This window comes from Streptomyces sp. NPDC001927, assembly GCF_053594455.1.
This window is the reverse complement of sequence record NZ_JBSFEN010000011.1, coordinates 103988-117876: the sequence shown is the minus strand read 5'-3', so window position 1 is coordinate 117876 and position 13889 is coordinate 103988. Positions and strand designations below refer to the sequence as shown.

The 13889-nt window shown below is 71.5% G+C and carries 11 protein-coding genes; 6 read left to right on the top strand and 5 right to left on the bottom strand.

Annotated elements, in window-relative coordinates; all coding sequences use genetic code 11:
* Positions 1–35: 35 nt before the first annotated feature.
* Positions 36–1082, bottom strand: a complete 1047-nt coding sequence (locus tag ACWCO8_RS28365; protein ID WP_451034656.1) for a LacI family DNA-binding transcriptional regulator — start codon at positions 1080–1082, stop codon at positions 36–38.
* A gap of 164 nt (positions 1083–1246) precedes the next feature.
* On the opposite strand from ACWCO8_RS28365, the gene ACWCO8_RS28360 reads away from it, so the two are divergent.
* The 3 genes from ACWCO8_RS28360 (at position 1247) to ACWCO8_RS28350 (ending at position 4403) form a co-directional block, all read left to right on the top strand.
* A complete protein-coding gene (locus tag ACWCO8_RS28360; protein ID WP_451034655.1) occupies positions 1247–2407 on the top strand; it encodes a Gfo/Idh/MocA family protein in 1161 nt (386 codons plus the stop codon).
* Positions 2404–3555 carry a dihydrodipicolinate synthase family protein gene (locus tag ACWCO8_RS28355; RefSeq protein ID WP_451034654.1) on the top strand — a complete coding sequence of 384 codons (1152 nt, stop codon included), beginning with the start codon at positions 2404–2406 and terminating at the stop codon, positions 3553–3555. Before ACWCO8_RS28360 ends, ACWCO8_RS28355 begins: the two co-directional genes overlap by 4 nt.
* 68 nt (positions 3556–3623) lie before the next feature.
* On the top strand, positions 3624–4403 hold the full coding sequence (locus ACWCO8_RS28350) for a sugar phosphate isomerase/epimerase family protein (RefSeq protein ID WP_451034653.1): 780 nt from the start codon (positions 3624–3626) through the stop codon (positions 4401–4403).
* 47 nt (positions 4404–4450) lie between these two features.
* Here ACWCO8_RS28350 and ACWCO8_RS28345 read toward each other — a convergent pair whose 3' ends face one another.
* The gene (locus tag ACWCO8_RS28345) at positions 4451–4921 is read right to left on the bottom strand and encodes a DUF937 domain-containing protein (protein ID WP_451034652.1); all 471 of its coding nucleotides are present in this window, start codon (positions 4919–4921) and stop codon (positions 4451–4453) included.
* A 128-nt stretch (positions 4922–5049) separates the two neighbouring features.
* Here ACWCO8_RS28345 and recD2 point away from each other — a divergent pair, with 128 nt between their 5' ends.
* Positions 5050–7275 (top strand): SF1B family DNA helicase RecD2, encoded by a 2226-nt coding sequence (gene recD2 / locus ACWCO8_RS28340; RefSeq protein ID WP_451034651.1) that lies wholly within the window; start codon positions 5050–5052, stop codon positions 7273–7275.
* A 236-nt stretch (positions 7276–7511) separates the two neighbouring features.
* Positions 7512–8801, top strand: a complete 1290-nt coding sequence (locus tag ACWCO8_RS28335; RefSeq protein WP_362006880.1) for a citrate synthase — start codon at positions 7512–7514, stop codon at positions 8799–8801.
* A 393-nt stretch (positions 8802–9194) separates the two neighbouring features.
* Here the strand turns inward: ACWCO8_RS28335 and ACWCO8_RS28330 are convergent, their stop codons facing one another.
* Positions 9195–11420, bottom strand: a complete 2226-nt coding sequence (locus ACWCO8_RS28330; protein ID WP_451034650.1) for a heavy metal translocating P-type ATPase — start codon at positions 11418–11420, stop codon at positions 9195–9197.
* A 95-nt stretch (positions 11421–11515) separates the two neighbouring features.
* Positions 11516–11749, bottom strand: a complete 234-nt coding sequence (locus tag ACWCO8_RS28325; RefSeq protein WP_451034649.1) for a heavy-metal-associated domain-containing protein — start codon at positions 11747–11749, stop codon at positions 11516–11518.
* Between the two features lie 154 nt (positions 11750–11903).
* Between ACWCO8_RS28325 and ACWCO8_RS28320 the strand changes: the two genes are divergently transcribed.
* Positions 11904–13118 (top strand): cation:proton antiporter, encoded by a 1215-nt coding sequence (locus ACWCO8_RS28320; RefSeq protein ID WP_451034648.1) that lies wholly within the window; start codon positions 11904–11906, stop codon positions 13116–13118.
* On the opposite strand, the gene ACWCO8_RS28315 is transcribed toward ACWCO8_RS28320, so the two are convergent.
* Positions 13096–13791, bottom strand: coding sequence for a TetR/AcrR family transcriptional regulator (locus ACWCO8_RS28315; protein WP_451034647.1), 696 nt, complete (start codon positions 13789–13791; stop codon positions 13096–13098). The two genes, ACWCO8_RS28320 and ACWCO8_RS28315, sit on opposite strands and share 23 nt — an antisense overlap.
* Positions 13792–13889: the final 98 nt, after the last annotated feature.

The window sequence follows — 13889 nt, the reverse complement described above, 5'->3', positions numbered from 1 at the left end:
CTCGCGGGCGCCTCGTCAGGCCCTTGGGCGCCCCCTCACCCCCGCGGGCGCGCCGTCGACTCCCGTACCAGCAGTTCCGCCGGGATCGTCGTCACGCCGCCCGGCGGGGGCTCCTCCGTGCCGACCGCGAGCCGGCCCGCGCGGGCGCCCGCCTCGTGCAGGGGCAGGCGTACGGTCGTCAGCGCCGGGACCGCGTCGATCGAGAACGGCAGGTCGTCGAAGCCCGCGACCGAGACGTCCTCCGGTATCCGCAGCCCCTGGTCCCGCAGCGCCGCGCAGGCGCCCAGCGCGACCGTGTCGTTGGCCGCGAGGACGGCGGTCAACGCCGGTTCCCGCCGCATGAGTTCGAGCGTGGCGTCGTAGCCCGAGCGCCGGTCGTACGGGCCGTGCACCGTCGGTCCCTCGGGCAGCCCCGCCGCCGCGAGGGCGTCCCGGTGGCCCTCCAGGCGGTGCCGGGTCGTCGTCCGGTCCGCGGGCCCCGCCACGTAACCGATCCGCCGGTGGCCGAGCGAGAGCAGGTGCTCCGTGAGCCGGCGCGCGCCCGCCCGGTTGTCGAAGGTGAGCGCCGCCACGCTCGCGTCCCCCGCCACGGGCGGCCGGCCGCACAGCACGATCCGGGTCCCCGCGTCCGTCAGCTTCGCGAGCTTCGTCGAGACCGCCGCCACGTGGTCCGGGTCCTCCAGGGCCCCGCCGGTCAGGATGACGGCGGCGGCGCGCTGGCGCTGGAGCAGTGTGAGGTAGGTGAGCTCGCGCTCCGGGGAGCCGCCCGTGTTGCAGACGACCGCCAGTTTCTCGCCACCCGCACGGCCCGGCGCCCCTTCGCCGATCGCGTTCTGCGCCGCGCCCGCCATGATCCCGAAGAAGGGGTCGGCGATGTCGTTGACGAGGACGCCGACCAGGTCCGAGGTGGCGGCGGCCAGCGAGCTCGCGGGCCCGTTCAGGACGTAGTCCAGCTCGTCCACCGCCCGCAGCACCCGCTCCCTTGTGGAGGCGGCGACCGGGTAGTTGCCGTTCAGGACACGGGAGACGGTGGCGGGGGACACCTGGGCACGCGCGGCCACATCCGACAGCGTGACGGTCATCGCGTACCTCCGGGAAGAGCGGGCGAGAGCGGAGCGAGAGCCGGGTCGGGGGCGTCGAGGAGAGTCCGGCGGACCCCTTGTCCGGTGTGTTGTCGGCAGGCTAGCGTCTTCGTTCGTAGAAAGCGCTTTCTGTTTGAGGTTGTGTACGTGATGGAGGCACCTTCGTGACACGCAGGACGGTCCGTATCGCCATGAACGGCGTCACCGGACGCATGGGCTACCGCCAGCACCTGGTCCGCTCGATCCTCGCCCTGCGCGAGCAGGGCGGCCTCGACCTGGGCGACGGCACGACCCTCTGGCCGGAACCCGTCCTCGTCGGCCGCCGCGAGTCCGCGCTGCGCGCGCTCGCCGAGAGGCACGGCCTCACCGAGTGGTCCACCGACCTGGACGCCGTGCTCGCCGACGAGTCCGACCGGGCCGTCGACATCTACTTCGACGCCCAGGTCACCTCGGCCCGCGTCGAGGCCATCCGCAAGGCCGTCGCCGCCGGCAAGCACGTCTACACCGAGAAGCCCACGGCCGGTGACCTCGCGGGCGCCCTCGACCTGGCCCGGCTCGCCGCCGAGAAGGGCGTCAAGCACGGCGTCGTCCAGGACAAGATCTTCCTGCCGGGCCTGCTCAAGCTGAAGCGGCTGATAGACGGCGGCTTCTTCGGCCGGATCCTCTCCGTGCGCGGCGAGTTCGGCTACTGGGTCTTCGAGGGCGACTGGCAGGACGCCCAGCGCCCCAGCTGGAACTACCGCGCCGAGGACGGCGGCGGGATCGTCGTGGACATGTTCCCGCACTGGGAGTACGTCCTCCACGAGCTCTTCGGCCGGGTCACGAGCGTCACCGCGCACGTCGCCACCCACGTCCCGGAGCGCTGGGACGAGGACGGCAAGCCGTACTCCGCGACCGCCGACGACGCCGCGTACGGCATCTTCCAGCTGGAGGGCGGCGCGGTCGCCCAGATCAACTCCTCCTGGACGGTCCGCGTCAACCGCGACGAGCTCGTGGAGTTCCAGGTGGACGGCACGCACGGCTCGGCCGTCGCCGGCCTGCGCAACTGCCGCGTCCAGCACCGCTCGGCCACCCCGAAGCCGGTCTGGAACCCGGACATCCCGGCGACCGAGCCCTTCCGCGAGCAGTGGCAGGAGGTCCCGGACAACGCCGCGTTCGACAACGGCTTCAAGGCGCAGTGGGAGCTGTTCCTGCGCCACGTGGTCCTGGACGAGCCGTACCACTGGGACCTGCTCGCGGGCGCGCGCGGTGTGCAGCTCGCCGAACTGGGGCTGCGCTCCTCTGTCGAGGGCCGGCGCCTCGACGTCCCGGAGGTCACGCTGTGATCCGGCTGCCCGACGCGACCGGCGGCGTACGGGAGTACAGCCCGCGCCCCGCGCGCCCCCTCGCCCCCGTGGGCGGCGCCCTGACCTCCCGTACGGTCTTCTCCGCGGCCCACGTCGTCGCCGATCCGTACGCCGACACGACCCCCGACGGCCCGGCGGCCGTCGACTGGGACGCCACGCTCGCCTTCCGCCGCCACCTCTGGTCGCACGGCCTGGGCGTCGCCGAGGCCATGGACACCGCCCAGCGCGGGATGGGCCTGGACTGGGCGGGCGCGGCCGAGCTGATCCGCCGCTCGGCGGCCGAGGCGAAGGCGGTCGGCGGCCGGATCGCGTGCGGCGTGGGCACGGACCAACTGACCGGCCCCGCGGACCTGGTGGCGATCCGCGCGGCGTACGAGGAGCAGCTCGCGCTCGTCGAGGAGGCCGGCGCCCAGCCCATCCTGATGGCCTCGCGCGCCCTCGCGGCGGCGGCCGGGGGCCCGGAGGAGTACCTCGACACCTATACGGGTCTGCTGCGCCAGGCGACCGAGCCGGTGATCCTGCACTGGCTGGGCCCGATGTTCGACCCGGCGCTCGGCGGGTACTGGGGCTCGGCCGACCTGGACGCGGCGACCGAGACCTTCCTGGAGGTCATCGCGGCCCACCCGGACAAGGTCGACGGCATCAAGGTCTCCCTGCTCGACGCCCAGCGCGAGATCGAGCTGCGCCGCCGCCTCCCGGAGGGCGTCCGCTGCTACACGGGCGACGACTTCCACTACCCCGAGCTGATCGCGGGCGACGACCGGGGCTTCAGCCACGCGCTGCTCGGCATCTTCGACCCGCTGGGCCCGCTGGCGGCGGAGGCCGTACGGATCCTGGACACGGGGGACGCGAAGGGGTTCCGGGAGCTGCTCGACCCGACCGTGGAACTCTCCCGGCACCTCTTCGAGGCGCCGACCCGCTTCTACAAGACGGGAGTCGTGTTCCTGGCGTGGCTGGCCGGCCACCAGGACCACTTCACGATGGTCGGCGGCCTGCAGTCGGCGCGCTCGCTGCCGCACCTGGCCCGGGCGTACGAACTGGCGGACGGCCTCGGCCTGTTCCCGGATCCGGAGCGGGCGGAGTCGAGGATGCTGTCCCTTCTGACGGTGTACGGAGTCGAGCAGTGAACCAAGCAGTGAACCAAGCAGTGAACCAAGCGGGGAACCACCCTCTCGCGCGCTTCAGCATCAACCAGATGACCGTGAGGCAACTGTCCCTGCCGGACCTTGTGGCGAACTGCGTTCGGCTCGGCGTCCCGGGCGTGGGCCTGTGGCGGGAGCCGGTGGCGGAGTACGGCCTGGAGGCGACGGCGAAGCTCGTACGCGACGCGGGCCTGACGGTCACGTCGCTCTGCCGGGGCGGCTTCTTCACGACGGCCCAGGGGCTGGACGACAACCGCGCGGCGATCGACGAGGCGGCGGCCCTGGGCACGGACACCCTGGTCCTGGTCTCGGGCGGCCTCGCCCCGGGCAGCCGCGACCTGACGGCCGCCCGCGCCCGGATCGGGGAGGCGATCGCCGAACTCGCCCCGTACGCGGGGGAGCGGGGTGTCCGGCTCGCGATCGAACCCCTCCACCCGATGTACGCGGCGGACCGCTGCGCGGTCTCCACCCTGGACCAGGCGCTGGACATCGCCGAGCGCTTCCCCGCCGCGCAGGTGGGCGTGGTCGTCGACACGTACCACGTCTGGTGGGACGACCGCGCCCCGGCGGCGGTCGCCCGCGCGGGCGCGGCGGGCCGCATCCACGCCTTTCAACTGGCCGACTGGACCACCCCCTTGCCGGCCGGCGTCCTCAACGGCCGCGGCCCCCTCGGCGACGGTGCGATCGACCTCCGGCGCTGGCGCACCCTCGTGGAGGCGGCCGGGTACACGGGCCCGATCGAGGTGGAGCTCTTCAACGACGAGCTGTGGGCCAGGAACGGCGTGGAGGTGTTGGAGGAGACGGCGGCGGGCTTCGTACGAGAGGTGGGCTGACGTCTCCTGTACGAGAGGTGGGCTGACCTCTCCTGTCGTGGTGGGGGCTACTTCTTCGGGCCCCCGCCGCCCAGGATGTCGCCCAGGCCTCCGGCCCCCGCCTTCTTGCCCGCCGCGCGCCTGGTGATGACGGCGAGGACCACGGGGACAAGGAGCTCGATCGCGCGGGAGACCGTCGCCGGGGGGAGGCCCGTCTTCTTGGCGACCGCGTTGGCCGCGGGCTTCGCCAGCTTGCCGAGCACCCCGGCCATGAGGCCGCCGCTCACCAGGCCGCCGAAGCCCGCCACTCCCTGGAGCGGCGGCTCGGCGGACGTGGCCTCCTCGACGGCCTGCCGCACCTCGTCCGCGCTGCCGGGCTCGGAGGCCGCCTGCCGCAGCTCCCCGGAGAGCGCGGACACCGAACTGCCCACCACTTCCTGCGCCCCGGCCGCGTCCGTACCGAGCAGCCCGGCTATCTCCTGGAGCCGGTCGTCGCCCAGCTCGTGCAGCACGTCGTCCTGGAACGATTCATCACTCATGCCGGAAACGCTACGGTTCCGGTGCCCGGTCGGCACGTCGGCGGGCAGCAGGCTCCACAGCCGCGGGTTGTCCACAGGCTCCCGCTCATCCCGCCCTCGATGTCCGTGCCCTTCGCTACCTTCGGGGCATGTCCAACGAGGGTCGGGGTCACGGTCACGCGGTGCTCGAAGGGGTCCTTGAGCGGGTCACGTACGCCAACGAGGAGAGCGGGTACACGGTCGCCCGCGTCGACACCGGGCGCGGTGGCGGCGATCTCCTCACGGTCGTCGGGGCGCTGCTCGGGGCCCAGCCGGGGGAGTCGTTGCGGATGGAGGGGCGTTGGGGCTCCCATCCTCAGTACGGCAGACAGTTCACGGTCGAGAACTACACGACGGTCCTGCCCGCCACCATCCAGGGCATCCGCCGCTATCTCGGCTCCGGGCTCGTCAAGGGCATCGGCCCCGTCTTCGCCGACCGCATCACCCAGCACTTCGGCCTGGACACCCTCGACATCCTCGAAGACGCCCCCGCGCGCCTCATCGAGGTGCCGGGCCTCGGCCCGAAGCGGACGAAGAACATCACGGCCGCGTGGGAGGAGCAGAAGGCCATCAAGGAGGTCATGGTCTTCCTCCAGGGCGTCGGCGTCTCCACCTCCATCGCCGTGCGGATCTACAAGAAGTACGCGGACGCCTCGATCTCGGTCGTCCGCAACCAGCCCTACCGGCTCGCCGCCGACGTCTGGGGCATCGGCTTCCTCACCGCCGACCGGATCGCCCAGGCCGTCGGCATCCCGCACGACAGCCCCGACCGGGTCAGGGCCGGGCTGCAGCACGCCCTGTCGCAGTCCAGCGACCAGGGCCACTGCTTCCTGCCCGAGGAGCGGCTCATCGCCGACGCGGTGAAGCTGCTCCAGGTCGACACGGGCCTTGTCATCGAGTGCCTCGCCGAGCTCGCGGCGGACCCCGAGGGGGTCGTACGGGAGTCGGTGCCCGGGCCCGAGGGGGCGCCGGTGACGGCCGTGTACCTGGTGCCGTTCCACCGCGCCGAACTGTCCCTCGCCGGGCAGCTCGGCCGGCTGCTCCGGACCTCCGAGGACCGCATGCTGGCCTTCCAGGACGTCGCCTGGGACAAGGCGCTGGCCTGGCTCGCCGACCGCACCGGGGCCTCGCTCGCGCCCGAGCAGGAGGAGGCGGTGCGGCTCGCCCTGACCCGTAAGGTCGCCGTGCTCACCGGCGGCCCGGGGTGCGGGAAGTCGTTCACGGTCCGCTCGATCGTGGAGCTGGCCCGGGCCAAGCGCGCCAAGGTCGTCCTCGCCGCGCCCACCGGCCGGGCCGCCAAGCGCCTCGCCGAGCTGACCGGCGCCGAGGCCTCGACCGTCCACCGCCTCCTGGAGCTGAAGCCCGGCGGGGACGCGGCCTACGACCGGGACCGGCCGCTCGACGCCGACCTGGTCGTCGTGGACGAGGCGTCCATGCTCGATCTGCTCCTCGCCAACAAGCTCGTCAAGGCCGTGGCACCCGGTGCCCACCTCCTCCTGGTCGGGGACGTGGACCAGCTGCCGTCGGTCGGCGCGGGGGAGGTCCTCGGCGATCTGCTCGCGCCCGCCAGCCCGGTTCCGGCCGTCCGGCTGACCCGGATCTTCCGGCAGGCCCAGCAGTCCGGGGTCGTCACCAACGCCCACCGGATCAACGCCGGCGAGCCGCCCGTCACCACCGGCCTGCCGGACTTCTTCCTCTTCGTGGAGGACGAGACCGAGGACGCCGCCCGGGTCACCGTCGAGGTCGCCGCCCGGCGGATTCCCGCCAAGTTCGGTCTCGATCCGCGCCGGGACGTGCAGGTTCTCGCCCCCATGCACCGGGGCCCGGCCGGCGCGGGCGCGCTCAACGGACTGCTCCAGCAGGCCGTCACACCCGCCCGCCCCGACGTGGCCGAGAAGCGGTTCGGCGGCCGGGTCTTCCGCGTCGGCGACAAGGTCACCCAGATCCGCAACAACTACGAGAAGGGCGCCAACGGCGTCTTCAACGGCACGGTCGGCGTCGTGACCTCGCTCGACACCGTCGAACAGCGCCTGACCGTCCGCACGGACGAGGACGAGGAGGTGCCGTACGACTTCGACGAGCTGGACGAGCTGGCCCATGCCTACGCCGTCACGATCCACCGTTCGCAGGGCAGCGAGTACCCGGCGGTCGTGATCCCGGTCACCAACAGCGCCTGGATGATGCTCCAGCGGAACCTGCTCTACACGGCCGTCACTCGGGCCAGGAAGCTCGTCGTCCTGGTCGGCTCCCGCAAGGCGATCGCCCAGGCCGTACGGACGGTTTCCGCAGGCAGACGCTTCACCGCACTGGCCCACCGGCTCTCGACAGCCAGGTGATCTGCCGTGCTGCAGCCTGCGAAGCTCCCGTGCGGCGGCCGGGTGGCGACGGTGCGAAAGGCCACCCCGGACTTCCGGAAGCGGGGCGAAGGGGGCAAGATGAGCAGGTTGGCGGCACTGAGTGCCGCCAATTGGCCCAATGGTCGACCCCGAGTGCACTCTCCTGAGCCAAATGGGGGATGGTAGAGACAGTCAGGGCACCTCGAAGAAGAGGCACTACGTCGGTGAGGGATGACGTGAGCGACAACTCTGTAGTACTGCGGTACGCGGACGGTGAATACACCTACCCGGTGGTCGAGAGCACCGTCGGCGACAAGGGCTTCGACATCGGGAAGCTCCGAGCCCAGACCGGTCTGGTCACCCTGGACAGCGGATACGGCAACACCGCCGCCTATAAATCCGCGATCACCTACCTCGACGGCGAGCAGGGCATTCTGCGGTACCGCGGCTACCCCATCGAGCAGCTGGCGGAGCGCTCCACCTTCACGGAGGTGGCGTACCTGCTGATCAACGGTGAGCTCCCCAAGGTCGACGAGCTCGCGACCTTCAAGAACGAGATCACCCAGCACACGCTGCTGCACGAGGACGTCAAGCGCTTCTTCGACGGGTTCCCCCGGGACGCCCACCCGATGGCGATGCTCTCCTCCGTGGTCTCCGCGCTGTCCACCTTCTACCAGGACAGCCACAACCCGTTCGACGAGAACCAGCGCCACATCTCCACGATCCGGCTGCTCGCCAAGCTCCCGACGATCGCGGCGTACGCCTACAAGAAGTCGATCGGCCACCCCTTCGTCTACCCGCGCAACGACCTCGGGTACGTCGAGAACTTCCTGCGCATGACCTTCTCGGTCCCGGCCCAGGAGTACGAGCTGGACCCGGTCGTGGTCTCCGCGCTCGACAAGCTGCTCATCCTCCACGCGGACCACGAGCAGAACTGTTCGACCTCCACCGTCCGTCTGGTCGGTTCGAGCCAGGCGAACATGTTCGCGTCGATCTCCGCCGGCATCTCCGCCCTCTGGGGCCCGCTGCACGGTGGCGCCAACCAGTCGGTCCTGGAGATGCTCGAGGGCATCCAGGCCAACGGCGGCGACGTCGACTCCTTCATCAACAAGGTGAAGAACAAGGAGGACGGCGTCCGCCTGATGGGCTTCGGCCACCGGGTGTACAAGTCCTTCGACCCGCGCGCCAAGATCATCAAGGCGGCGGCGCACGACGTCCTCTCCGCGCTCGGCAAGTCCGACGAGCTGCTGGACATCGCGCTCAAGCTGGAGGAGCACGCGCTCTCCGACGAGTACTTCGTCTCGCGCAACCTCTACCCGAACGTGGACTTCTACACGGGCCTCATCTACCGCGCGATGGGCTTCCCGACCGAGATGTTCACCGTGCTCTTCGCGCTCGGCCGCCTTCCGGGCTGGATCGCCCAGTGGCACGAGATGATCAAGGAGCCGGGTTCCCGCATCGGCCGCCCGCGCCAGATCTACACCGGCGAGGTCCTGCGCGACTTCGTCCCGGTCGAGGGCCGCTGAGCCTCTGGCCGCAGGCGCGCCTTCGCCGCGCCTCCGCGCAACGAAAAGCGCCCCGCTGTCGATCCCCCCACGGGTCGACGAGCGGGGCGCTTTCCATATCCCCGGTGCGGATTCCCCCCACGGGATCCGGGCCGGGCGTCTGCCGGGTTCAGCAGAAGCTACGCGGGCGGTCTGCCGGGGTACGTACGTACGGGAGGGCCGCTCAAAGCTCCCCGGTGCACGTGCCCCGGCCAACGCTGCTGCCTGAGACGTCCCCCAAGACATCCCATGAACGTCCCCCAAGACGTTCTTGGCATCGCCCACTTAGACTCGCGAACGGCCCGAATGGTTACCCCTAAATATCTGTGATCTAGGTCTCTTTGTGAAGGTCCTGTGCGTCACGTGTAGGTGAATTCACGTGAAGCGCCGAAGTCGCAGGCTGTTTGTCACGACAAAGACGGACGAAAAGGCCATGGCCAATCCGGCGATCATCGGGTTCAGCAGGCCGAGGGCGGCCAGCGGGAGCGTCGCCACGTTGTAACCGAACGCCCATCCCAGGTTTCCCTTGATCGTCGCCAGGGTCCGGCGGGCGAGCCGGATGGCGTCCGCCGCCACCCGCAGGTCCCCGCGGACCAGCGTCAGATCGCTCGCCTCGATCGCGGCGTCCGTCCCGGTGCCCATCGCCAGGCCCAGATCGGCGGTGGCGAGCGCGGCGGCGTCGTTCACGCCGTCCCCGACCATCGCGACCGTCCGGCCCTCCGCCTGGAGGCGACGGACCACCTCGACCTTCTCCTCCGGCAGGACCTCGGCGAAGACCCGGTCCGCGTCGATGCCGACCTCCGCCGCCACCGTCTCGGCCACCGCCCGCCCGTCGCCGGTCAGCAGAACCGGCGTCAGGCCCAGCGCCCGCAGCCGCGTGACCGCCTCCGCGCTGGTCTCCTTGACGGCGTCGGCGACCGTGAGCGCCCCGCGCGCCCGCCCGTCCCAGGCGACCTGTACGGCCCCCGGCTCCGGCACTCCGGGCACCTCGACGCCCTCGGCCGCCAGGAGCGCCGGGCGGCCCACCAGGACGGCGTGGCCCTCGACCGTGCCGCGCACCCCGAGACCGGGCGCGTTCGCGAAGGACTCCGGTACGGGCAGCTCGCCGAGCTTCTCGGCGGCGCCGGCCGCGACCGCCCGGGCCACCGGGTGCTCGGAGGCGTGCTCCAGGGCGCCCGCGAGGCGCAGCAGCTCGGCCTCGTCCACGCCCTCGTACGCGTACACCTTCGTCAGCCGCATCCGGCCGGTCGTGACCGTGCCCGTCTTGTCGAGGACGACCGTGTCGACGCGCCGGGTGGACTCCAGGACCTCGGGCCCCTTGATCAGGATGCCGAGCTGCGCGCCGCGTCCGGTGCCGACCATGAGCGCGGTCGGGGTCGCGAGCCCCAGGGCGCAGGGGCAGGCGATGATCAGTACGGCGACGGCGGCGGTGAACGCGCCGGTGGTGTCCTCGACCACGAACAGCCAGGTCAGCAGGGTGGCGAGGGCGATGTAGAGGACGACGGGCACGAAGACGGCCGAGATCCGGTCGGCGAGGCGCTGCACCTCGGCCTTGCCGTTCTGGGCGTCCTCGACCAGCTTCGCCATCCGGGCCAGCTGGGTGTCCGCGCCGACCCGGGTCGCCTCGACGACGAGCCGGCCGGAGGTGTTGAGGCAGCCGCCGGTGACCGGGTCGCCGGCCGTCACGTCGACCGGGACGGACTCGCCGGTGAGCAGGGAGGCGTCCACCGCGGAGGCGCCCTCCACGACCGTGCCGTCGGTGGCGATCTTCTCGCCGGGGCGGACGACGAAGCGGTCGCCGGCCCGCAGCTCGGCCACCGGCACCCGTACCTCCGTACCTCCCCGCAGGACGGCCACGTCCTTGGCGCCGAGCTCCATCAGGGCGCGCAGCGCCGAGCCGGCCTTCCGTTTGGCGCGGGCCTCCAGATAGCGGCCGAGGAGGATGAAGGTGATGACGCCTGCCGCGACCTCCAGATAGATCGCGGAGGCGCCTTCGCCGCGGTCGACGGTGAGGTCGAAGCCGTGGCGCATGCCCGGCATGCCCGCGTCGCCGAAGAACAGCGCCCACAGCGACCAGCCGAAGGCGGCCAGCGTGCCGACGGAGACGAGGGTGTCCATGGTCGCCGCGCCGTGCCGGAGGTTGGTCCAGGCGGCGCGGTGGAACGGCAGCCCGCCCCAGACGACGACCGGCGCGGCGAGGGTCAGGGAGAGCCACTGCCAGTTGTCGAACTGGAGGGCCGGGACCATCGCGAGCAGCACGACCGGAGCCGACAGCACGGCCGAGACCGTCAGTCGGCGGCGGAGCGCGGTCAGTTCGGGGTCCTGCGCCCGAGTGCCCTCCGGGGTGTCCTCGGGGTCCGGGGCCGGCGGCGCGGGCTCCTCGGCGGTGTATCCGGTCTTGACGACCGTGGCGATCAGATCGGCGACGGCGGTCTCCGGCGGGTGCGCGATCCGTGCCTTCTCCGTCGCGTAGTTGACGGTCGCCGTGACGCCTTCCATCCGGTTGAGCTTCTTCTCGACGCGGGCGGCGCAGGAGGCGCAGGTCATCCCGCCGATGACGAGCTCGGTCGTCTCGGTGGCGGTCGCGGTGCTCGGAGTCATGTGCGGTTCCAAAGGGGAGCAGGGCCGTACCGGTCAACGGTACGGCCCTGCGGGGGTGGTTCGGGAGTCGGTCCGGACGAGAGGCTCCAGAGGCCCTAGGCCTGGTCGACGAGCTCGTAGCCGGCCTCGTCGACGGCGGCGCGGACGGCCTCCACGTCGAGGGCGGTCTCGGAGACCACGGTGACCTGGCCGGTGGAGGCCACGGCCTTGACGGAGGAGACCCCGGCGATCTCGGAGATCTCGCTGGAGACCGCGCCCTCGCAGTGCCCGCAGGTCATTCCCTTGACCTGGTACACGGTGGTGAGTGCGGTCGTCGTCTCGGCGGTCATGACGGTCTCCTCTTCGAGGGCGTGCTGGTGCGGACTCGTACTGAAACACAGATTATACCCCTAGGGGGTATAAATTCCACTCCGGTGGCGATGCGACGTGGGTTCGGGGAGGTCACCCTGCGTGCCGGGGCGCCAAGGGTGATAGATACCCGATATGTCGCATTCGGGGACCACGTTGATCCTGATCATGTCGATCGCCGTCCTGGCGCCGCTGCTCGCCCACGCGGCGGGGCGCCGGCTGCCCGTCCCGCTCGTCATCTTCGAGATCCTGCTCGGCATCCTGATCGGCCCCGACGTCCTCGGCTGGGCGCACACGGACGCCCTCGTCGACGGACTCTCCGAGCTCGGGCTCGCGATGCTGATCTTCCTCGCGGGGTACGAGATCGAGTTCGGGAAGGTACGGGGCGACACCCTCAAGCGCTCAGTGTGGGCGTGGCTGATCGCCCTGGCGCTCGGCCTCGGGACCGGGGTGCTCCTCGGTGACGGCTTCCACAACGGCGTCTTCATCGGTGTGGCGCTCACCAGCACCGCGCTCGGCACCGTCCTGCCGGTGCTGCGCGACGCGGGCGAGCTGCAGGGCCGGTTCGGCTCGGTGGTGATGGCCTTCGGCGCGGTGGGGGAGTTCGGGCCGATCATCGCGATGGCGCTGCTCCTGAGCGGCCGGGGCGCGGCCGAGTCCACGGCGCTGCTCGCCGTCTTCGCGGCGCTCACGGCGGGGGCCGTCTTCTGGGCGCTCAGGCCGCGGCCGCCGTGGTTCTCGACGGTCATCCGCAAGACCCTGCACACCAGCGGCCAGTTCGCGGTCCGCTTCGTCTTCCTGCTGCTCGCGCTGATGCTGGGCGCCTCGCAGGCCCTCGGGCTCGACGTGCTGCTCGGCGCGTTCGCCGCCGGAATGATCACCCGGCTCGTCCTGACCGGCGCCGCGCCGGAGGCGGGGCCGGCGATCCTGGAGAAGGTCGAGGCGGTCGGCTTCGGCTTCCTGGTGCCGGTCTTCTTCATCGTCACCGGCATCGAGTTCGATCTGGCCTCGCTCCTCGACGGCGGCCGGACGCTGCTCCTGCTGCCGCTCTTTCTGCTGCTGTTCCTGGTGGTGCGCGGCGGCCCGGTCTGGTTCCTGGCCCCCCGCGACCTGACGCGCAAGGCGCGCGGAGCTCTCGTGCTCTACGAGTCCACGGCCCTGCCGCTCGTCGTCGCGATCACCACCATCGGCGTGGACGACAAGGCGCTCTCGGCGGGCGAGGCGGCGGCGCTGGTCGGGGCCGGGATGCTCTCGGTCCTCGTCTTCCCGCTCGTCGCGCTGAAGATCCGGGCGGGGGCGGGCGAGAAGACCCTGCCGAAGGACACGATCAGTGGGTCGGAGTCGTGGTGACGGTCTTCCCGGGGTCGAGCGCCGAGTCGACGACAGGGCCGACGACCGAGCCGACGACCGCCCCGACGATCGGGTCGAGGTAGCGGAAGAGCACCCGCTTCAGCTCGGCGGAGGCCGCGTCCCGCTCCGGGCCCTCGGGCGCGGCGAGGACCAGGGCGAGGCCGCCCTTGAAGACGGCGAAGGTCATGTCGGCGACGAGGGCGCGCTCCGCCTCCGGCATGTCCGGGATGTAGTGGCCCAGCAGGTCCCGGATGCGGGCCAGGAGGGAGACGTGCAGGGCGTCGTGCTCCTCGGCGATCCGGCCGGGGACCTCGGAGCCGTGCATCAGGGCGAGGAAGGCCGGGTTCTGGCAGTTGAACTCGATCATCGGGTCGACGACGGCGTCGAGCATCTCGGGCAGCGGCAGCGCGAGGTTCTCCGGCGTGAAGGCCTGGCCGTGGGCCTCCCGCATCTCGTGCAGGAGGCGGTCGCCGAGCTCGATCGCGATGGCTTCCTTGTTGGGGAAGTACTGGTAGAGCGTGCCCGGCGAGACGTGCGCCTCGCGGGCGATGGCGTTGGTGCTGGTCGCTGTGTATCCCTGCGTGCAGAAGACATTCGCGGCGGCCTGGAGCAGCTGCGCGATGCGGCGCTCGCCGCGGGCCTGGCGGCGGCGCGGCTTCGGTTCTTCGGACATGGCTGTCCACAGCCTCCTCGACGCGATTGACAAACGCGAGTGGTCGCTCGCATTCTTGGAAAACGCGAGCGGTCGCTCGTGTTTGCCAGTTTATGGCA